18 protein-coding genes are annotated in these 20,399 nt (G+C 69.9%); 10 read left to right on the top strand and 8 right to left on the bottom strand.

Going from position 1 to position 20,399, the window contains the following annotated elements:
* Window positions 1–248: 248 nt before the first annotated feature.
* Window positions 249–905 carry a thioesterase domain-containing protein gene (locus CGL27_RS18385; protein WP_078641487.1) on the top strand — a complete coding sequence of 219 codons (657 nt, stop codon included), beginning with the start codon at window positions 249–251 and terminating at the stop codon, window positions 903–905.
* 57 nt (window positions 906–962) lie between these two features.
* Window positions 963–2,372, top strand: coding sequence for a class I adenylate-forming enzyme family protein (locus CGL27_RS18380; protein ID WP_119988513.1), 1,410 nt, complete (start codon window positions 963–965; stop codon window positions 2,370–2,372).
* Between the two features lie 93 nt (window positions 2,373–2,465).
* Here the strand turns inward: CGL27_RS18380 and CGL27_RS18375 are convergent, their stop codons facing one another.
* Window positions 2,466–4,124 (bottom strand): NAD(P)/FAD-dependent oxidoreductase, encoded by a 1,659-nt coding sequence (locus CGL27_RS18375; protein WP_119988510.1) that lies wholly within the window; start codon window positions 4,122–4,124, stop codon window positions 2,466–2,468.
* Between the two features lie 39 nt (window positions 4,125–4,163).
* Window positions 4,164–6,974, bottom strand: coding sequence for a LuxR family transcriptional regulator (locus tag CGL27_RS18370; protein WP_162953020.1), 2,811 nt, complete (start codon window positions 6,972–6,974; stop codon window positions 4,164–4,166).
* 580 nt (window positions 6,975–7,554) lie between these two features.
* Here CGL27_RS18370 and CGL27_RS18365 point away from each other — a divergent pair.
* Both CGL27_RS18365 and CGL27_RS18360 read left to right on the top strand, forming a co-directional pair.
* On the top strand, window positions 7,555–8,655 hold the full coding sequence (locus tag CGL27_RS18365) for a sulfotransferase (RefSeq protein WP_240450545.1): 1,101 nt from the start codon (window positions 7,555–7,557) through the stop codon (window positions 8,653–8,655).
* Between the two features lie 174 nt (window positions 8,656–8,829).
* Window positions 8,830–9,765, top strand: coding sequence for a LysR substrate-binding domain-containing protein (locus tag CGL27_RS18360; protein ID WP_078641482.1), 936 nt, complete (start codon window positions 8,830–8,832; stop codon window positions 9,763–9,765).
* 107 nt (window positions 9,766–9,872) lie between these two features.
* On the opposite strand, the gene crcB (CGL27_RS18355) is transcribed toward CGL27_RS18360, so the two are convergent.
* The 4 genes from crcB (CGL27_RS18355) to CGL27_RS18340 form a co-directional block, all read right to left on the bottom strand.
* Complete coding sequence (crcB, locus tag CGL27_RS18355; protein WP_119988504.1) at window positions 9,873–10,247, bottom strand: fluoride efflux transporter CrcB; 375 nt, start codon at window positions 10,245–10,247, stop codon at window positions 9,873–9,875.
* A complete protein-coding gene (locus CGL27_RS18350) occupies window positions 10,244–10,579 on the bottom strand; it encodes a DUF190 domain-containing protein (RefSeq protein ID WP_078641480.1) in 336 nt (111 codons plus the stop codon). Before CGL27_RS18350 ends, crcB (CGL27_RS18355) begins: the two co-directional genes overlap by 4 nt.
* Window positions 10,576–11,082, bottom strand: a complete 507-nt coding sequence (crcB, locus tag CGL27_RS18345; protein WP_119988501.1) for a fluoride efflux transporter CrcB — start codon at window positions 11,080–11,082, stop codon at window positions 10,576–10,578. The genes CGL27_RS18350 and crcB (CGL27_RS18345) overlap by 4 nt, the downstream gene beginning before the upstream one ends.
* Window positions 11,083–11,232: 150 nt before the next feature.
* Window positions 11,233–12,264, bottom strand: coding sequence for a polyprenyl synthetase family protein (locus CGL27_RS18340; protein WP_119988498.1), 1,032 nt, complete (start codon window positions 12,262–12,264; stop codon window positions 11,233–11,235).
* A 170-nt stretch (window positions 12,265–12,434) separates the two neighbouring features.
* Between CGL27_RS18340 and CGL27_RS18335 the strand changes: the two genes are divergently transcribed.
* Both CGL27_RS18335 and CGL27_RS18330 read left to right on the top strand, forming a co-directional pair.
* Window positions 12,435–12,653, top strand: a complete 219-nt coding sequence (locus tag CGL27_RS18335; RefSeq protein ID WP_078641478.1) for an MbtH family protein — start codon at window positions 12,435–12,437, stop codon at window positions 12,651–12,653.
* Window positions 12,654–12,802: 149 nt separating this feature from the next.
* Complete coding sequence (locus tag CGL27_RS18330; protein ID WP_119994445.1) at window positions 12,803–13,792, top strand: zinc-dependent alcohol dehydrogenase family protein; 990 nt, start codon at window positions 12,803–12,805, stop codon at window positions 13,790–13,792.
* 147 nt (window positions 13,793–13,939) lie between these two features.
* Here the strand turns inward: CGL27_RS18330 and CGL27_RS18325 are convergent, their stop codons facing one another.
* Window positions 13,940–14,362: a hypothetical protein gene (locus tag CGL27_RS18325; protein WP_078641477.1), complete on the bottom strand. Its 423-nt coding sequence runs from the start codon at window positions 14,360–14,362 to the stop codon at window positions 13,940–13,942.
* Window positions 14,363–14,540: 178 nt separating this feature from the next.
* On the opposite strand from CGL27_RS18325, the gene CGL27_RS18320 reads away from it, so the two are divergent.
* The gene (locus tag CGL27_RS18320; RefSeq protein ID WP_078641476.1) at window positions 14,541–15,011 is read left to right on the top strand and encodes a TrkA C-terminal domain-containing protein; all 471 of its coding nucleotides are present in this window, start codon (window positions 14,541–14,543) and stop codon (window positions 15,009–15,011) included.
* Window positions 15,012–15,015: 4 nt separating this feature from the next.
* Complete coding sequence (locus tag CGL27_RS18315) at window positions 15,016–16,287, top strand: cation:proton antiporter (protein WP_119988495.1); 1,272 nt, start codon at window positions 15,016–15,018, stop codon at window positions 16,285–16,287.
* Between the two features lie 58 nt (window positions 16,288–16,345).
* Here the strand turns inward: CGL27_RS18315 and CGL27_RS18310 are convergent, their stop codons facing one another.
* Window positions 16,346–17,374, bottom strand: coding sequence for a sporulation protein (locus tag CGL27_RS18310; protein ID WP_119988493.1), 1,029 nt, complete (start codon window positions 17,372–17,374; stop codon window positions 16,346–16,348).
* Between the two features lie 458 nt (window positions 17,375–17,832).
* Here CGL27_RS18310 and CGL27_RS18305 point away from each other — a divergent pair, with 458 nt between their 5' ends.
* Both CGL27_RS18305 and ctaD read left to right on the top strand, forming a co-directional pair.
* A complete protein-coding gene (locus CGL27_RS18305) occupies window positions 17,833–18,267 on the top strand; it encodes a hypothetical protein (RefSeq protein ID WP_162953019.1) in 435 nt (144 codons plus the stop codon).
* Window positions 18,268–18,515: 248 nt separating this feature from the next.
* Window positions 18,516–20,258: a cytochrome c oxidase subunit I gene (gene ctaD / locus CGL27_RS18300; protein WP_119988487.1), complete on the top strand. Its 1,743-nt coding sequence runs from the start codon at window positions 18,516–18,518 to the stop codon at window positions 20,256–20,258.
* Window positions 20,259–20,399: the final 141 nt, after the last annotated feature.

Raw genomic sequence — 20,399 nt, 5'->3', positions numbered from 1 at the left:
TGCCTGCAGATTAGGGGGTGGTGGCACGGGTGAGGGGGCCTTAGGGGGCGCCTGCTGTGTCCCGCTGTGTCCCCGGCCACGCCGGGATGGCGTGGTACCCGCAAATAGCGCGTACCTCGAATAGCGGTTACTAGGGGTTGTGGCCCCGGAGAAGGGCTCATAGCCTCACGGAGTCAGCATCTCGGACGAGCGTGGTCGACGCGCCCCACCATCGCACTCGTACCCGGCCCCTCAGTGCAATCGCGGGGATGTACTCCTTGAGCCAGATCAAGCCCGATGATGTGGGCCTTATTCGGATATTGCAAACGGAAACTCCCAGTAGTTTCCGGCTGATCTGTTTCCCGGAATCCGCCCACTCCACCGCGTACTACCTCTCGCTGTCCGAGCTTCTGCTGCCCACCGTCGAGGTGTTGGCGATCCAGTACCCCCTGTACGTGGGCGTCGACGACGACGAGCGGCTGACCGATTCGGCCGGCCTCGCGGACCGGATCTTCGGTGCGCTGGGGGAGTGGATGGACCGCCCGCTCGCCTTCTTCGGCCACCGGGCCGGCGCCGACCTCGCCTACCGCGTCGCCGAGCGGCTGGAACGGGAGACCGGGACGGCGCTGCTGACCCTGTTCGTATCCGGCCGCACCGCGCACTGGGGCATGTCCCTGGGGCCTCCGGAGCTCGGCTGCCGGATCGTCGCCCTCGCCGGTGAGGGCGACCCCAAGACCCCGCTGCGCGGCGTACGGGCCTGGCGGCGGCGTACGAGCGGACGGTTCGACCTCGAGGTGTTTCCCGGCGCCCGCTACTACCTCGACTCGAGCCGGAGAGAGGTCGTCAACCTGGTGCACGACCAGTTGCTCTCGCACGTCCCCGTCGATGCCGAGTGGGAGACCGGCTTCGAAGACCAGGGAGCCTAGGGGGGACCCGCCCAGGGCTGCCCGTACTCCTGAGCGAAAAGGAAAAGAGTACGTTCGATGACCGCGAAGATCTACGCGCTCGACTCGGTGCAGACCCTGGCCGACTTCGAGCTGGACGCGCTGCGCGTCGCCGATGTGATCCGCGAGCACGGGGTGACCCACGGCGACCGCGTCATCTTCAAGGCGGGCAACTCCGCCGCCTATGTGAGTGTGCTGTTCGCGCTCATGCACGTGGGAGCCTCCATCGTGCTGATCGACCAGCAGGAGCACCCGGACGAGACCCGGCGGATCGCCCAGCGCACCGGCGCCGCGATCGCCTTCGTGGACGACGACGCTCCGATCCACGCCGACATCCGTACGGTGAACCTCTACGAACTGATCGCCCCGGCCGCCGGGCGCCCGCTCGCCACCCGGGAGCTGTCCTTCGACGCCTGGGCCGACCGGCGCGACGGCCTGATCATGTGGACCTCCGGCTCCACCGGCGAGCCCAAGGGTGCCGTCAAGTCCGGCCGTAAGTTCCTCACCAACCTGGAGCGCAACGCCGCCCAGGTCGGGCACCGGCCGGACGACGTACTGCTGCCGCTGCTGCCCTTCGCCCACCAGTACGGGCTGTCCATGGTGCTCATCGCCTGGCTCACCCGCTGCTCGCTGGTGATCGCCCCGTACAAGCGCCTGGACCGGGCCGTGCAGATGGCCGGCCGGACCGGCGCCACGGTGATCGACGCCACTCCGTCGAGCTACCGCACCATGCTCAACCTGGTCGGCCGGAAGCCGTCGCTGCGGGCGCAGTTGGAAGGCGTCCGGATGTTCTGCTCGGGCGCCGCGCCGCTCGACGGCGCGCTCTCCGAGCGCTATGTGGCCGAGTTCGGCCTGCCGTTGCTGGACAGCTACGGCAGCACCGAGCTGGGCAACATAGCCTTCGCCACCCTGGAGAACCCGGTCTCCTGCGGCCGGGCCATGGAGGGCATCAAGCTGCGCGTCATCGACGAGGACGGCCACCCGGCCGCCCCCGGCGAGGCCGGTGAGATCGAGGTCGACACCCCGGACGCGCTCGAGGGCCATCTCGCCGAGGACGGCACCATCGACGCCGTGCCCACCGGCTGGCAGACCACCGGCGACCTCGGCTACCTCGACGCCAACGACAACCTGTTCGTCCTGGGGCGGAAGTTCGCGGTGCACCGCTCCGGCTACACGCTCCACCCCGAGCTGATCGAGCGGAAGGCCGCCCTCGCCGAGATCTCCACTCGGATCGTGCCGCTCCCCGACGAGCGCCGGGCCGGCGACACCCAGCTCGTCTTCTTCGTGGAGGACGACGAGCTGCGGGACGCCAAGCACTGGCGGGAGCGGCTGTGCCAGGTGCTCCCGCTCTACGAACAGCCCAACCGGGTCGAGGTGCTGGAGAGCTTCCCGCTCAACCGCAACGGCAAGCCTGACAAGCGCCGGCTCGAGCAGATCGCCCAGGGCTGAGACATGACAGGGGGAGCCGACGGCGCGCGTCGGCTCCCCCTGTGTGCTGCATGCGTACGGCCGTTGTGGGCTGTATGCGTACGGCCGTGGCCGTCAGTCGTACGGAAGCTCCAGCGGCGCGAAGGTGTCGAAGAGATCGCCGGGGCCCGGATTGTCCGGATGCGTGGTGCCGCCGAGGTGGCGGAGGACTCCCCACACCGCGTTCAGCGCCGTGGTCACCGCTCCCTCGGCGAACCCGGCCGTCCAGGAGACGTCGTCCCCGCACAGGAAGAAGCCCTGCTGCGCCGGATCCAGCCCGTCCTGCATGAACTGGGTGAACAGCCGCCGCTGATAGCGGTAGTGGCCGGGCAGATTGTTCTTGAAGGCCCCCATGAAACGGGGCTCGGTCTCCCAGGTGACGGTGAGCGGCCCCGCGATGATGTGCGACCGGATGTCCACATCCGGATAGATCGCGGCCAGCTTGCTGAGCAGCGTCTCCAGCCGCTCCTCGGCCGAGAGCGTGGCGACCTTCAGCGAGTCGTCGTTCCAGGTGTACGACAGGCACATGACCCCGGGCCGGTCGGGCCCGTCGTCGAACAGATAGACCCCGCGCGGCATCCGGTCGGTGAGCGTCATGCTCATCGCGTCGTGGCCGGTCGCCGGGTCGGTGTCCCGCCAGAACGGCCGGTCGACCAGGACGAACAGCTTGGACGCGCCCATGTAGTGGGTGCGCTCCACCGCCGTCCACAGCGGAGTGGACAGCAGCGACGGATCGCAGTCGACCCGGTTCAGCAGTGTCCACAGATGCGGGCTGTAGACCACCGCGGGGAACTCGCGCTCCTCGCCGCTCTCGTCCGTCACCCGGACGCCGTCGGCGGTCCGCCGCAGCCGGGTGACCGCGGGGCGGGGCCGGCCGCCGTGCAGCGAGGCCAGCGAGGTGCCCCGCGGCCAGTGGGCGAGCGTCTCGGGCTGGTGCTCCCACAGCCCGTTCGGCACCTGGGAGGAGCCGCCGACTATGCCCACCTGGTTGTCGTCGGCCTCGGTGACCACGACGCGCAGGATCTCCAGCACCGAGTTGGGGAAGTCGGTGTCCCAGCCGCCGGTGCCGAAGCCCACCTGGCCGAAGATCTCCCGGTGGCGGAACGACTGGAAGGTGGAAGAGGTGGCGAGGAAGCCGTAGAAGGACTGGTCGTCGAACTCCTTGACCAGCGAGTTCCATATGGTCTTCAGCGTGGTGACGTCCCGCTGCTGGATGGCATCCCGCAGCGTGGCCAGGTCGGCGCGCTCCTGGAGCGCCTTGTCCCACGCGTCGGCGACCTCCTGGTAGACCCCTGGAAGCTCGGCCGCGGTGCGCACCCGGTCCTGACCGCCGTTCAGGTCGATCAGCGTGCTCGCGGTGGCCGGCGCCAAAGGATTAGGGAAAGGACGAGTGGACAGGCCCAGCAGATCGATGTAATGGAACAGCGATCGCGCGGAGACGGGAAAGCGCATGGCGCCCATCTCCGCCTTGTATTCCGGATTCCCGGGGAAGGGCGTGGACCGCATCCGGCCGCCCAGTTGCTCCGCTTCATAAAGGACTGGGGAAAGCCCTAGTCGTAGAAGCTCATAGGCCGCGGTCAGTCCGGACATTCCGCCGCCGATGACGGCGACTTCGGTCCCGTGCATCGCAGCAGGCAGGGCGCCCAAACCCGCGGCGTGGGACAGCCACCTGTCATAGGAAAAGGGGAAATCCGGCACGAGCATGGTCGTGGCGGACGCGGTAGCGCACGTCATGGCATCAACCTCTTGGGGCCGAGTGGCATCGCGGGGATATCAGGCGGTGTAAGCGACATCGAAATCCAGGCTCGCGGGCAGTTCTCGGCGCTGGCTGATGTTGATCTTCCGGTAGACACGGGTCAAGTGTTGTTCCACCGTGGAGATCGTGATGTAGAGCTTAGCGGCGATCTCCCGGTTGGTGTAGCCGGAAGCTGCTAGTGCTGCGACCCGGCTCTCGGCATCGGAGAGTTCGGAAAAGGCGGCAGTATCCTCGCCCGTACGGGTCGCTTCCGACAGGGCCGAACGGGCCGGAGTGCGCTGCAGCGAACGGGACAACTCCTCGGCGCCGCAGCTGTCCGCGAGCCGCAGGGCCCGGCGGGTCATCAGCCGGCTGGTGTCCAGATCGCCGAGCAGCTTGTGCGCCTCCGCCAGATCCGCCAGCGCCCGCGCCATCTCGTACCAGCCGCCGCTCGCCTGAAGCACCCCCACCGCCTGCTGCAGCAGCGCGATCCGCTCGTTCAGCGGCCGGGTGGCGGCCAGGACCCGCAGCGCGGCGCCCCGGGTGCGGGACGAGGACTCCCCGGCCAGCTCCAACTGCTCCTCCGCCAGCCGCGCCGCCCGCTCCTGGCCGCCCAGGGTCAGCCAGGTCTCGGCGGCACCGAGCCGCCAGGTCAGGGTGGCGGGCGAGTCCAGGCCCCAGGCGGCCATCTTCTCGCCACAGGCGCGGAAGTCGGTGAGGGCCGCGTGCTGCCGGCCGGTGGCCAGCTGATGGCGGGCCCGTGCGTAGAGGTAGTGCAGCCCGAAGCGGTTCCGGTACATCTCCTCCGGCACCGGGCGGGCGAGCAGTTCGGCCGCCGCGTCGTGGTTGCCCATCGCGGTGTGCGCGTTGATCAGCATCCCGAGCGGCATGCCGACGGTGACCCCCCAGCCGCGCGCCGGAAGCTCCTCCAGCGCCCGCTCCGCGTACCGGACCGTGTCCCGCAACCGTCCGACGCGCAGCGCGATCTGGGCCCGCAGCACACAGAAGTAGGCCAGCAGCGCCTTGGCGCCCCGCTCCGAGGTCTCCTCGATCAGCCGGTCGCACCAACTGGTGGCGGTGGCGTGGCGGTCCGCGTACACCAGCGTCTGCAGCGCGGCATGCACCGTCAGCATCGTCCGGTCGGAGAGCCGGACGGTCTCCAGCACCCGCTCCGCGGCCCGCACGGCGCGCTCGTCGACACCGCGGCTCAGTACGGTCCGCAGCGCCCGGAACGCGGTGAGCTGGGGCGACTCCGGGGACTGGTCAGGCGACAGCGGGCCGATGTCCCAAGGGCCGTCGGACTCCTCCTGGTCCAGGAAGGGCCGCAGTTCGGGGTGGTCGGGGTAGGTGGAGGACAGCGCGAGCCGGATGGCGCGCAGCGCGGTGTCAAGATCGGTGCCCGGGTGCTCGTCGGCGGCCCGGCTGACCTGCTCCAGCGCGGCGGCGGCCTCGCCCATCCGCCCCAGCCCCAGCAGCCCGATGACGACCGGGATGGTCTGCGGCGCGGGCAGCAGCCCGCTGCCGGCCGGACCGGCCAGCGCCTGCAGCCGCCGCATCTGGGACAGCGGGTTGAACGGCCACATGGCCTGCACCATGGCCGCCTGGAGCTGCAGCGCCTCGCGCTCGTCGGTGCTGTACCGGTCGGCCATCTGCAGGCAGTTCATGGCGAGTTCTCTGCGGTCCGCGGCGATGGCGTGCACGGCCGCGTCGCACAGCGCCTGCGAGATCCACTCCTCGACCGGCCCGGGCGCCTCGTGGCTGAGCAGATGGCGGGCCACGTCGATGGGGTCGGCGCCCTCCTCGTACAGCAGCCGGGCGGCCCGCAGGTGCAGCGGGCCGAGCTCGTGCAGCTCCAGATCGTCCAGCAGTACGGTGCGCACCGAGTCGCTGCGGAACCGCCCGCCGTGCAGGATGCCCACCTCGGTGAGCAGCCCGACGGACTGCCGGACCAGCCGCTCCTCGACCTCGATCAGCCTGCTCAGCAGGGGAACGGACGTGGCGTCACCCAGCAGCGCGACCCCGTGGGCCACCCGGCGGTGGGCCGGGCCGCCGCGGTACACGCAGGACAGCGCCGCCTGCCGGAACAGCTCCCCGGCCACCGGGGCGTCCGTTCCGGGCGCGGGGTCGAGGGGGCCGCGGGTGAGGCGGGAGAACCGGTCGTCCAGGAGGCCGCGCAGCAGCAGCAGATTGCCGCCGGTCATCTCGTGGTACGCGGCGGCGTGGCGCCCGGCCTCCGCGGTGCCCAACTCCTGGGTCAGCAGCGTGGAGACGCCCTCGACGGTGAGCGGGGCGAGCCGGACATGGCACACCTTCGGCTCGTGCAGCAGCTCGTCCAGGGCCGTGGCGGCGGGGCCGGTCAGCGACCCGCGGCTGACCACGACGGACAGCGCCTCCGAGCGGCAGCGGCGGATGCCGTACGCCAGGCAGCGCAGCGACGGAAGGTCGGCGAACTGGACGTCGTCGATGGCGATCAGCAGGGGGGCGTCCCCGGTCAGCTCGTCGAGCGTGCGGTGGAAGTCCTGGAGCAGCGGGAGTTCGGCCTCGACCGGGCCGTGCGGGTTCCGGAGCGCATCGAGGCCGGGCCGCGGCCGCGAGGGCCGCAGACGGGCCGGCACGCCCTGGTAGAGCTGCTCGAGCACGGCATAGGGGAACTTCTGCTCCGAGGCGGAGGCGACCGCGGGCAGCACCCGGACGCCGCGTCCACCCGCCGTGTCCGCCACGGTGTGCAGCAGTGCGGTCTTTCCCGACGTAACGGCGCCGCTGATCACGGCGAGCCGGCTTCCCTCGCGGGCGCCCTCGAAGAGGAGCCGATTGAGCCGGGCCATCTCCTGATCGCGCTCCACCAACACGTACGAAACACCTTCCCCGATTTAACGTATGCGCAGGGGTCTTGAAAGCGAATCACCGTGCATGGCGCACCTGGTAATGCATCGTCCCCCGAGTCGAAAATGCCGCCCCGCTGTTGTGCCCCAGATCCCTTCCGCTGTTGACACCCTGTGCGGCGGTATGGCTGCTCTGTGTCATGTCGCCTCTTCTTCCGCCCCTCCCGGCCGGGTTGGGCATGCCAGCCCGGGATCAGGGGTATGGGGCGGATGCGCACTCTAGCAGTGCTGTTGGTAGGAAAAGATGACCGTCTCGTCACGGGAGAAACTGTTCGATTACGGTTTCGCCCCCGTAACCGAGTTGTGAAGCCGCGCGTCGACTCTCAGATCGCGCTTCGCTGCTGGTGGTTGGGGGGTTGCTGGGGGTAACACCCCTGTCGGATGTGAAAGTTGCGCAAAAGTGTCGGAAACTACTGAACCTCGAGTTCGCCCCCTCGCGTCCCCTTGTGTGTGTTTCCCCTGTTCCATGGTCGTAGCCATCGTCGCCCCGGGCGTCCATTAGCATCGCCGCGGCCGCCGAATGGGCTGCGCTGTGTCATGGGCCACTATGGGAACGGCTACTAGGGAAGCGACTAGTTGTCCGAGAAAACGGGAGGAAGTGCGCGTGGTCAACCAGAAGTTGACATTTGTCGTCGGCACCGGCCGGTGCGGTTCGACGGCCCTGTCTCAGGTCATCAATATTCATCCGGATGTTCTCAGCATCAATGAATTGTTCGCCAGCATTCCCGATGCGGAGATGCTGGACGAGGCTCCGCTGAGCGGCCCGGAGTTCTGGGGATATCTGTCCCGGCCCAATGTGGTCACCAATAGCATGATCAAAAATGGCGCCACTCCGCCCGAGTTCCTCTACCACCGGATGCCCAAGCGGCGGTTCGACGCGGAGACCACCGGTGTACCGGCCATCAGCGTCATGGTGCTGCCCCATCTGACCGACGATCCCGACGCGCTCTTCGACGAGTTGGAGTCCGAGGTCACCTCCTGGCCCACCCGCCGTCCGGCAGATCACTGGACGGCCCTTTTCGTCTCCCTCGGCGCACGGTTCGGCAACCCCGGTGCCGTCGTCGAGCGCACCGGCCTGTCCATCGGCCGCGTGCCGGAGATGCACCGCGCCTTTCCCGAGGCGCGCTTTGTGCACCTCTACCGCGAGGGCCCCGACTGCGCCGTCTCCATGAGCCGCCACTTCAGCTTCCGGATGATCCCGATGCTGTGGGAGATGGCCATGCACCTCGGTCTGGAGACCCCGCAGCAGCTGACGCCGCAGCACGCGGCCCAGCTCCCGCCCGACCTGGCACCGCTGTTGAGCGACCGGTACGACCCGGAGCTGGTGATGGAGCGTCCCATCCCGCTCAGCGCGTTCGGCACCCTGTGGTCCGAGACGATCGTCGACGGTCTGCGGAAGCTGGACGACGTCCCGGCGGAGCAGCGCACCGCGCTGTCGTACGAGAGCCTGCTGGAGGAGCCGGAGAAGGAACTGATCCGGCTCGCCGAGTTCATCGGGGTGGAACCGCACCGCACCTGGCTGGACGCGTCCATCGCCCACCTCGACGGCGGACGGCCCGGCGCGGCGCGGAAGCTGCCCGAGGCGGAGCTCACCCCGCTGCTCGAATCCTGTAGCCCGGGCACGCGGGCGCTGGCCGCCCACCAGTAGGGCGCGCGTCGTCACCCGGCGACGGCCGTTCACCCCGAGGCCGGTCGCCGGGTGGCGCCCTGCTGCCTTGTCGTGGCCCATCTGTCGTGGCCCATCTGTCCTGGGCCATCTGTCGTGGGCACGCTGTGGCCAGGCGTCCATAGCCCGTCCATAGCCGGTGCCTATCATCGTGGTGTGCAGTTGCATCAGCTGCGTTATTTCGCCACCGTCGCGGAGACCCGGCACTTCACCCGCGCCGCGGAGCTCCTGCATGTCGCCCAGCCCTCGCTGTCCCAGCAGATCCGCACCCTGGAGCGGGAGCTGGGAGCCGATCTCTTCCACCGGGCGCGCGGCAATATCGCCCTCACCGACGCGGGAGAGGCACTGCTCCCGCTGGCCCGCCAGATCCTCGCCGACGCCGAGACCGCGCACCGCGAGGTCCAGGAGGTCGCCCAGCTACGGCGCGGCCGGGTGCGGCTGGGGGCCACGCCGAGCCTGTGCGCCAGCTTCGTCCCCGATGTGCTGCGCCGCTTCCACGACGAGTTCCCGGGCATCGAGCTGATCGTGGACGAGGGCGGTTCCCAGGACCTGGTCCGCACGCTCTCCGCGGGCGAGCTGGACCTCGCGCTGATCATCACCCCGCTCCCCGGCCAGGCATCCGCCCTCGCCGCCACCGAGCTGTTGCGGGAGGAGCTGGTGGTGGCCTCCTCACCCGCGTCCCCACCCCCCACCCGGCGTCGGCGGATCCTGGTCGAGGATCTGCGGGACCGGCCGATGGTGATGTTCCGGCGCGGCTACGACCTGCGCGAATTCACCACGGCGGTCTGCCGGGCGGCCGGGTTCGAGCCGTCCTTCACGGTCGAGGGCGGCGAGATGGACGCGGTGCTGGGCTTCGTACGGGCCGGGCTCGGCATCGCCGTACTGCCGGGGATGGTGGCGGCCCGGTCCGGGCTGCGGATCACGCCGTTCGCGGGCCACGATATGCAGCGCACCATCGCCGTCGCCCACCGTAAGGACGTCGCGCCGCCCCGAGCCGCGCGTGAGCTGCGCCGGGTGATGCTGGAGCATCTGCGGACGGCGGCCGCGGGGGAGTTCGGCCTGCCGCCGAACACGACGCGACTGCTGCCGTAGCTGTGTGGGGTAGGGCGGGATGGGGCGGGCGGTGCGAACCGTAAGGCTGCTGCGAGGCGTGTGTCACGGAGCGGGGCGGCGGTAAGGCCGCCGCGAGGGTCGTGCCGTCAGCCCCAGATCGCGTGGGCCAGCGCCGCACCCGCGAAGGCGGCGCCCACTCCGGCCGCCACACTCAGCACCACATTCGCCACGGCGAAGAGCCGGGCGCCCTCCTCGGCCAGCCGCAAGGTCTCGTACGAGAACGTCGAGTACGTCGTCAGCGCCCCGCACAGCCCCGTGCCCAGCAGCAGTTGCAGCCGCTGGGACGCCGCCCCCTCCACCGCCGCACCGGTCAGCAGGCCCAGCACCAGACAGCCCACCACATTGACCATGAACGTGCCCCAGGGGAACACCGAGTCGTGCCGTGCCTGGACCGCGCGGTCGGTCAGATAGCGCAGTGGGGCACCGACCATCCCGCCCGCGATCACCAGCAGCCAGTTCACCGGGCCCGGCCCCGGGGGTGCACGATCTCGACCGGGTCGACCACCACGAGGCCGTCACCCACGATCTCCTCCAGCTCGGGCAGAAAGGACCGCACCCGCTCCTCCGTATCGATCATCACGATGGCCATGGGCAAATCCTCGCCGAGCGACAGCAGCCGCGAGGTGTGGATCAGGGACGAGGAGCCGTACCCCTCGACGCCGCGGAACACGCTCGCACCCGCGAGCCCCGCGCGATGCGCGCGGTGCACGATCTCGGCGGACAGCGGCTTGCGATGCCAGGTGTCGTTCTCGCCGATGAAGACGGTCAGCCGCAGCGCGGGCTCGCCGGTCACCGGGCCGCCCTCCCGCCGGGCCCGCCGCCGTAAGCGCCCAGGACACCCCGGGTCGCCGCCACGGCGGCCCATACGGCTGCCATCGCCACCACGAGCGTCCCCGCCAGATAGGCGAAGGCGATGGCGAAACGGCCGTCCTGGACCAGCCGGGTGAAGTCCACGGCATACGTCGAGAAGGTGGTGAAGCCGCCGAGCACACCGGTGCCGAAGAAGGGTCGTATCAGCCGGTGGGCCGTCCACATCTCGGTGATCAGCACCAGGAAGACGCCGATGACCGCGCAGCCGACGGCGTTGACCAGCAGGGTCGTCCAGGGGAAGGCGCCGGACGGGGTCGGCCACAGCAGCGACGCCCCGTAGCGTGCCGTCGCCCCGAGCGCGCCGCCCACCGCCACCACGCCGACCACGGGGCCCTGCCCCCGCCAGGGGTAGTGCCGGGCGGGCGGGGCCGGGCCGGTATCGGGGTCGATGGGCTCGTCCACCACATCCGACCGTGAGCTGCCCATAGGCATCAGGCTACGTCGTGACGGCGACACCGGCCGATCGGGGAGGACGACGGAAACGGACCGGGGAGGACGGCGCGATGCGGACCCGGGAGGACGACGGAAACGAACCCGGGAGGACGGCGCGGACGGGCGAGGGCGTACGGGAGCCGGTCAGTGATCCCGGCGCGCCACGAAGTCGCACAGCGCGTGCAGAACCCGCGTCGCCGGCCCGTCCGGCAGTCCGTTCACCGCGGTCCGGGCGCGCAGCAGCCGGGCGTGCATCACCGTCCGCGCCTCCGCCAGGGCCCCGCAGTGGTGCAGCAGCGCGACGGCCCTCGGCAGCCCGGCGCCCTCCGGGCCCGCGGTGGCGGCGGTCAGCAGGGTGCGCAACTCACCTGCCTCCGGCCGCTCGTCGGCCAGCGCCAGCAGCACCGGGAGGCTGGCGACGCCGATCGCGAGATCCTTGCCCTGTTCCTTGCCGGAGACCTCGGAGGTGGAGGTGATGTCGAGGATGTCGTCGGATATCTGGAACGCGATTCCCAGATGTTCTCCGTATTCGGCGAGCGCCTGGACGGCAGGCTCCGGGGCGCCCGTCCGGACCGCCCCCAGCTGCAGCGCCATGGCGATGAGCGAGGCCGATTTTCCCGCGACCACGGTGAAGTAGTGGGAGAGCGGATCGTCGTCGTCCGAGGGGCCGACGAGTTCCCGGATCTGGCCCATGATCAGCCGATTGGTGACCTTGGACTGCAATCGGATGGCTTCCGGGCCGAGTTCCGCGGCGAGCTGGGCCGCCTTCGACAGCAGCCAATTGCCCGCGAGTACGGCGGTGGCGTTGCCCCAGCGGGCGTTGACGCTGGGAACCCCGCGCCGGGTGCGGGCCTGGTCCATGACGTCGTCGTGGTAGAGCGAGGCGACATGCACGAGCTCGGCCAGGGTGGCGGCCCGCACGGCGGCGGAGGGATCGCGCTCGCCGAACTCCGCGCCGACCAGCGCCAGAAGCGGACGCAGCCGCTTTCCGCCGGGGCCGAAGAGATGTCCGGCGACTTCCGCGACCAAAGGGTCCCGGGCCTCGGTGGCGAGAGCGCGGAGCTGCTCCTCCGAGGCGTCCATCCCGCGTTCCAGCCGGGCCGTGAGCGCGGGGTCGCCGGTGGTGAGCTCCATGGCCATGGAGCCTCTGGACTCGGTTGTGGCGGACGCGACCATGCCGCGGACCGTAGGCGAGGGACATACCGGAACACTGAATTCCGTCAGGAAGGTGCCATTTCCGTATCCCAGGCTTTTTCCCAGGGCCCTCGGGGAACCCCTCGGCGGGCGCCCGCTCCGGCCGGTACCGTCAAGCCTGTCGACGCCGATCGCGAGCGAGGAGAACAGCGATGAGCAACCCCTTCGAGAACCCCGACGGCCGCTATTTCGTGCTCGTCAACGAGGAGGGGCAGCACTCCCTGTGGCCGGCCTTCGCCGAGGTCCCCGCGGGCTGGACGGTCGCCCACGGCGAGGACGACCGCCAGGCGTGCCTGGACTACGTCAACGAGCACTGGACCGATATGCGGCCCAAGAGCCTGATCACCGCGATGGACGGCACCTCGGCCTGACCGCACCCGCACTCGGTTGGCAGTTTCCGGCCGTATCTCTTCCCTTTTGGCGCCGCATGGCCCGAACGCGTGCCTTACGGTCGCGACGGGCCCCACGGCGTTACGTTGACGGTGTGACGACGGACACGAACACCGACCTTCCGGCGACCATGCGGGCATGGGTGGTCCCCGCCCCGGGCCGGATCGAGCAGGTGGAGCTGCCGGTGCCACGGCCGGCGGAGGACGAACTGCTGATCCGGGTCCGGGCCTGCGGGGTGTGCCGCACCGATCTGCATGTCCGCGACGGCGATCTGCCCCCGCACCGCAGCCCCGTCGTCCCCGGCCACGAGGCCGTCGGCGAGGTGGTCGCGGCGGGCTCGCGGGCGCACGGCCCCGGCCCCGGAGCCCGGCTCGGTGTCCCCTGGCTGCGGCGCACCTGCGGCCGCTGCCGCTACTGCCTCCGGGGCCAGGAGAACCTCTGCCCGTCCTCGGAGTACACCGGCTGGGACGCGGACGGCGGCTACGCCGAGTACGTCACCGTACCGGCGGCCTACGCCTATGAGCTGCCCTCCGGATACACCGACGAGGGACTCGCCCCGCTGCTGTGCGCCGGCATCATCGGCTACCGCGCCCTGCGCCGGGCCGACCTGCCGCCGGGCGGGCGGCTCGGCATCTACGGCTTCGGCGGCTCCGCCCACCTCACCGCCCAGGTCGCCATCGCCCAGGGCGCCGTCGTCCACGTCCTGACCCGGTCACCCGCCGCCCAGACCCTCGCCCTGGAACTCGGCGCCGCCTCCGCGAACGACTCCTACGACCGCCCGCCCGAGCCCCTGGACGCCGCCATCCTCTTCGCCCCGGTGGGCCAACTGGTCCCGGTCGCCCTGGAGGCCCTGGACGCCGGTGGCACGCTGAGCATCGCCGGGATCTACCTCTCGGACATCCCGTCCTTCGACTACGACCGCCACCTCTTCCGCGAACGCACCGTGCGCAGCGTCACCGCCAACACCCGCGAGGACGGACGCGAATTCCTCGCCGCGGCCGCCGAGGACCGCGTCAGCGCCACGGTCACGCCCTACCCCTTCGACCGGGCGGACGCCGCTCTCGACGACCTCGCCGCCGACCGCGTCAACGGGGTGGCGGTCCTGACGATGCCGCACTAGCGCGAGAGGCCGGGCGCTACACCCCTGGGATCTCTACGACTGGGACCTCTACGACTGGGACCTCTACGACTGGGACCTCTACGACTGGGACCTCTACGACTGGGACATCTACGACTGGGACCTCTACGACCTTGGACCGGTTGTCGCTCACTCCGGCGGCCCCGGCCGGCGGCCGAGTGGGGAGATGCGGCGGTATCCCGCCCGGGCGTTGACGATACGGGCGAGCGCGGTGCCCGCGACGGCCGCCGCCAGGAGGCAGCCGAGCCAGCCGGCGTCGCGGTCGCCCGCCCAGGAGAGCCGCCCCGCGGGCGGAATGGCGAAGCCGTTGAGGAACAGCCAGCACAGTGCCGCCGTACCGGGCGCCGCGACGAAACGCGCGCACAGCCCCAGCAGGGCGGCCAGCAGCGAGAGACCGATCAGGGCGAACACCGGGCGGCCATGGCCGCCGAGGAAGTTCAGGGTCACCACCAGCACCAGCGCACCGAGGAAGGCCCCACCCCAGACGACGGGAGTGGCGACCGGGTCGGGAACCGGCCTGATGCCTGTGCTGAGCCGCCTCCACTCAATCATGGGCACCATCCTCCTCTGGGCGCCACCCTTCCCGCCTGTCGATGGCCACCCCACCTTTACGCGGTCGGCATCGTCCCATCGCGCCCTCACTCACCGACCCTCATTACCAATTCTTTGCCATTCGTTAGGGTGGCATGAGACTCGAGCGACGAGAGGGATGATTGTGGGCGCTCCGCGGATGAGCAGTACGCCATTGCCCGGCATCGGGGTCCGCTACGACCTGACGACACGAGAGAACAGGCTGCTGGCGGTCATCGCGCACCGCGACGGCGACCGGACGCTGAGTGCGTACCGGAAGGAGGATCCCGATGAGTGCGCCCTGTCCACCAGGCTGACCGCGGGGGAAGCGGAGGCGCTGGTCGGGGTCCTGATGCCAACCCATCACAGCCCGAATCTGCTGTCCACGACCGAGCTGGGGCTGGTGGCCGAGCGGATCGAGCTGTCGTCCACGTCGTACTGGAACGGGCGGGTGCTGGGCGAGACGCGGATGCGGACCGAGACCGGCGTCTCGATCGTGGCGGTGCTGCGCAGGGCGGAGGCGATCCCCTCCCCGACCCCGGACTTCCGGCTGGCCGGTGGGGACGAGCTGATCGTGATCGGTACCCGCGAGGGCGTGGAGTCGGCCGCGGCGATACTCGGGCGGGTGTAAGCCTATGCATTCGTCTGCCGTCTTTCTGATCGAGTTCGGCGCGGTCATCCTGGGCCTCGGGCTGCTGGGGCGGCTGGCCGGACGGTTTCAGTTCTCCCCGATCCCGCTGTATCTGCTGGCCGGACTGGCCTTCGGCGAGGGCGGGCTGCTGCCGCTGGGGACGAGCGAGCAGTTCGTCGCGACCGGCGCCGAGATCGGCGTCATCCTGCTGCTGCTGATGCTCGGCCTGGAGTACACCGCCAGCGATCTGGTCAGCAATCTGAAGACCCAGTACCGGGCCGGCCTCGTCGACGCGGCGCTCAACGCGCTGCCCGGCGCCGTCATGGCCCTGCTGCTGGGATGGGGGCCGGTGGCCGCTGTCGTGCTGGCCGGCGTCACCTGGATCTCCTCCTCCGGCGTCATCGCCAAGGTCCTCCGAGATCTGGGCCGGCTCGGCAACCGCGAGACCCCGGTGATCCTGAGCATCCTGGTCCTCGAAGACCTGGCGATGGCCGTCTATCTGCCGATCGTCACGGCCCTGCTGGCCGGTGCGGGCCTGGCAGCGGGCAGCGTCACCCTGGCCATCGCCCTCGGTGTGGCCGGTCTGGTGCTGTTCCTGGCCGTCCGCTACGGCCGGCACATTTCCCGCTTCGTCTCCAGCGACGACCCCGAGAAGCTGCTGCTGGTGGTGCTCGGGCTGACGCTGCTGGTGGCGGGGATCGCCCAGCAGCTCCAGGTGTCGGCGGCCGTCGGCGCGTTCCTGGTGGGCATCGCCCTGTCCGGGGAGGTCGCCGAGGGCACCCATCATCTGCTCAGCCCGCTGCGGGATCTGTTCGCCGCCGTCTTCTTCGTCTTCTTCGGCCTGCATACGGATCCGGCCAGCATCCCTCCGGTGTTGCTGCCCGCCATGACGCTGGCCGTCCTCACCGCCAGTACGAAGATCGCCACCGGCTACTGGGCGGCGCGGCGGGCCGGGATCTCCGAACGGGGCCGCTGGCGGGCCGGCGGCACACTGGTGGCCCGGGGCGAGTTCTCGATCGTCATCGCGGGACTCGCCGTCACCGCCGGTATCGAACCCTCGCTGGGCCCGCTGGCCACGGCGTATGTCCTGATCCTGGTCGTCCTCGGCCCGCTCACCGCCCGCTGGACGGAGCCCGTCGCCCGGCGGGTCACGGCCCGGCTGGCGGCGCGCCGCGAGGCCGCTGCTGCGGCGGCGGTCGAGAACGGGGGCGATGGCGTGGCGGAGGAGCCGCGGGAGACGGTGGACGACCCCGATGCGGTGGGGCGCCGTTCATAACCGTTCGCCGGTGCGTACAGGGAGGGCCGTGGGGAGATCCGCGGCTCTTCCGCGTGTCTCAGCCCCGGTCCGCTTCCTCGTGCCCTGAGTCCCTCAAGTCTTTCAAGCCCCCTAAGCCGTCTAAGTCTCCTAACCCCTCTAAGTTCCCTGACGCGTCGCCGAGCCCGGCCGCGACCATGCCGCCGCCCGCGGCCCCGGCCGCCGTACCGGCCGAGATGCCCGAGGCGATCGCCCCGGAGCGGGGCGTGTGGGCGGCGCGGGCCTCGATGAGCGCCTGGATCCAGGAGTCGACCTCAGTGGTCCAGTCGCGATGATCGAGGCCCTCATGGCTCACGGTGTGGCGGCCCATGGCGGCAGGGCCACCGGGAAGGCGCTTGCCGGGGGAGGGCGGACCGGGGAAGGACTCGCCGCGGGAGGCCACGCCGGAGAAGGGCCTGCCGCGCTTGTCGGCCTCCAGGACAACCTCCATGCCGTCGGGGCCGGTGAGAAGGGTCAGGGCGACTTCGTTCATGTCGTGGATGTACCGCGGGGCGGGGGTGAGCTCGATCTCCTGGTGGAAGGGGAGCGTCTGCCCGGTGCCGGCGATATGGCCGAGCCGCAGATCGGCGGCGACGAGGCCGAAGCCGAGCCGCCCCAGCGCCCCCAGCACGGCTTCCTGGGCCGGCAGCGGGCGCACGATCAGCTCTTCCGGATCGCCGTGGTCCTTCTCGCCTGCCGACGCGAGCTCGATCCGGATGCCCAGGACGACGCCCAGCGGCTGCCCGGACAGCTCGGTGAGCGGGGTCCCCCACGGTATGTGAAGGGTGAACGGAACGTCTCTGTGCTCTCTCGTGTCGAGCCGGAACCCCCCGCTGAGCCGGAGGCGGTCGAAGACCACGCCGCCCGCGCCCTCCTCGCCGCCGTGCCCCGCCTCGACCCTGGCGACCAGCTCCAGTGCGAGGTGCTCGATATCGCAGGCCCGGCCTCCGCCCCGGAGCCGCACCTGCCCCTGCACCACCCCACCGGGGCGCACCGGCCCCGGGTCCAGGACCGTGTCCACGACGGGTCCGCCGACCCCGAGCGAGCCGAGCACTCGTTTGAACACCATCGCGGCGTCCACTCCTTCGCTGTCACTGGGTTCGTTCTCTGTTCCGTGGGGGGCATGCTTGGAACGAATGGGATGGTAAAGGGATTCCCATGTATACCTTCTGGAATGGCAAAACCGGCCGGGGGTGGTGCGGCCCCGACCGTCAGCGTCCGCGACGGCCCAGCTCAGGGGGCCCTTCAGTGAGCCCCTCGTTCGGTCGAACACTTTTCTGGATTCGTTCGGCCGTACCCGACGTCACCCTTCCAGGTGACCCGGATCGGGTGGGGAAAACGGTCCGCTTCCACCAACGCCCGCTCGAGGAGAGCCATCTGATTGAGTCCTCCGGCCATGGGTAACCGGGGCTGGACCCTGGGCGCACGACGGGCGGGTGCCGTGCGGAGAGCGGAGTATGTCCGCATAGGCGGGTGCCCGAATGCGGGGCGCCTGCTCATCCTCAGCCCGGAGGACGGGAGGAACCGATGTCACGTGTGCGACGGGTGAGATCGGCGCTGCTCAGCGCCGCAGCGATCGTCGTGAGCGCGGGGATCCGGCGTTGGCGGCACAGGCCGTCGCGGATGGCCCGGCTGGCCGACACCCAGAACGGCGGCCGATGGCAGACGGTCACCGTCAACCGGCCGCCCACGGACATATCGGCCGAGGCGCTGCCGGAGCCGCTGGAGCGCTACGGAGACCGGCTGGAGATCCGGATCCGCCCGGCGCCCGGGAACTGCGGGACCGAACTGGCGGCGCGGACGAAGGATCAGCCCTCGCGGCTCGCCATCGCCCTGCCGGGCAGGCTGGCCGGTCAGGACCCCCGCCCGGAGGTACGCCGCGCCCTGCGCGAGGCGAAGTCCCAGTTGGAGGGCGGCACGGGTAAAGCCGTAAGGGCGGCACGTACAAAGCCACAGCCGTAAGGGCGGCACATATAAAACGAACGGCTGTGTCCGCATGGTTTTCCGCCCGGGCGGCTGACTTCCGTCCGGGCGGCTGACTTCCGGCCCGGTCCGCTCAGGACGCGGTGATCGACGAAGGACCTCTACGGCGAGTCGGGTCCGAATCGCCGTCCCGCTTCGGGTAATGGTGGGCGAATCAATACAACGTATTCGTCGGCCGGCACCGCCGGCCGCCCCCACATGCATCCTGCCGAGGAGCGGACACGGACATGGCGACGACAACCAAGCCCGAATTTCAAGCTCCCGCCGAAACCACCAAACTCGGCAGCATCATGGTCGACTGGCTCACCACCACGGACCATAAGAAAATCGGACACCTGTACTTGGTGACCGCGTTCGGTTTCTTTCTCATCGGCGGCCTTCTGGCCATGGTCATGCGGGCCGAACTCGCCCGGCCGGGACTGCAATTGGTCAGTCCCGAGCAGTACAACCAGGCTTTCACCCTGCACGGCACGCTGATGCTGCTGTTCTTCGCCACGCCGGTCTTCGCCGGATTCGCCAACGAGATCATGCCGCTGCAGATCGGTGCCCCGGATGTCGCCTTCCCCCGGCTGAACATGTTCTCGTACTGGCTCTTCGCCTTCGGCGGGCTGATCGTGATCGGCAGTCTGCTCACCCCCGGCGGCGCGGCCGACTTCGGCTGGACGGCCTATACGCCGCTCAGCAGCAAGGCGCGCACACCGGGCGTGGGCGGCGACATGTGGGTGATGGGCCTCGCCCTCTCCGGCTTCGGGACGATCCTGGGCGCCGTCAACTTCGTCACGACCATCGTGTGCATGCGCGCCCCGGGCATGACGATGTTCCGCCTGCCCATCTTCACCTGGAACATCCTCTTCACCTCGATTCTGGTGCTGCTCGCCTTCCCCATCCTGGCGGCGGCCCTGCTGGTGCTGGAGGCGGACCGTAAATTCGGCGCGGTCGTCTTCGAGGGGGCCAACGGCGGGCCGATGCTCTGGCAGCACCTCTTCTGGTTCTTCGGCCACCCCGAGGTCTACATCATCGCCCTGCCGTTCTTCGGGATCATCACCGAAATCATTCCGGTGTTCTCCCGCAAGGTCGTCTTCGGCTATATCGGTCTGGTGGGCGCCACCGTCGCCATCACCGGCCTCTCCGTGACGGTCTGGGCCCACCATATGTTCGCCACCGGAGCGGTGCTCCTGCCGTTCTTCTCGTTCATGACGTTCCTCATCGCGGTGCCGACCGGGGTGAAGTTCTTCAACTGGATCGGAACCATGTGGCGTGGCTCCCTCTCTTTCGAGACACCGATGCTCTGGTCCATCGGCTTCCTGGTCACCTTCCTGTTCGGCGGGCTGACCGGGGTGATCCTCGCCTCGCCGCCGATGGATTTCGAGGTCCACGACAGCTATTTCGTCGTCGCCCACTTCCACTACGTGGTCTTCGGCACGGTGGTCTTCGCGATGTTCGCCGGATTCTATTTCTGGTGGCCCAAGTTCACCGGCAAGATGCTCGATGAGCGCCTCGGCAAGATCCACTTCTGGACCCTGTTCGTCGGCTTCCACACGACCTTTCTGGTGCACCACTGGCTGGGCGTCATCGGCATGCCGCGCCGCTATGCCGACTATCTGGCCGCCGACGGCTTCACCACGCTGAACACGGTCTCCACCATCGGCTCCTTCCTCCTGGGCCTGTCCACCCTGCCGTTCATCTACAACGTGTGGAAAACCGGGAAGTACGGAAAGCGGGTCGAGGTCGATGACCCCTGGGGGTGGGGCCGCTCTCTGGAATGGGCCACGTCATGCCCGCCGCCGCGGCACAACTTCCTCACCCTGCCGAGGATCCGCTCCGAATCCCCCGCCTTCGACCTCCACCACCCCGAGGTCATCCCCCAGGAGGTGGCCACGTCCAACAGGCCGCCCCTCTCCGGGGCGGGGCGCACCGACGGCGAGCCCGGCCCCGAAACGGGCGGGGAAACCGGGGACCGCAAGGACTGACCCCCTCTGAGGGCTGCCCCTCTCGGGGGCCGGGTCCGGGGCAAGCCGCGCACTCGCGCACTATCGCATCCAGCCGGAAACGCGTACTATCGCGTCCGGCCGCTAATGGATGCCCAACTTGCCCCGTATTCACCCGAGTTC

The organism is Streptomyces sp. 11-1-2 (assembly GCF_003595545.1).
Taxonomy (GTDB): Bacteria; Actinomycetota; Actinomycetes; order Streptomycetales; family Streptomycetaceae; genus Streptomyces; species Streptomyces hygroscopicus_B.
This window is presented reverse-complemented; position numbering and strand designations above follow the sequence as displayed.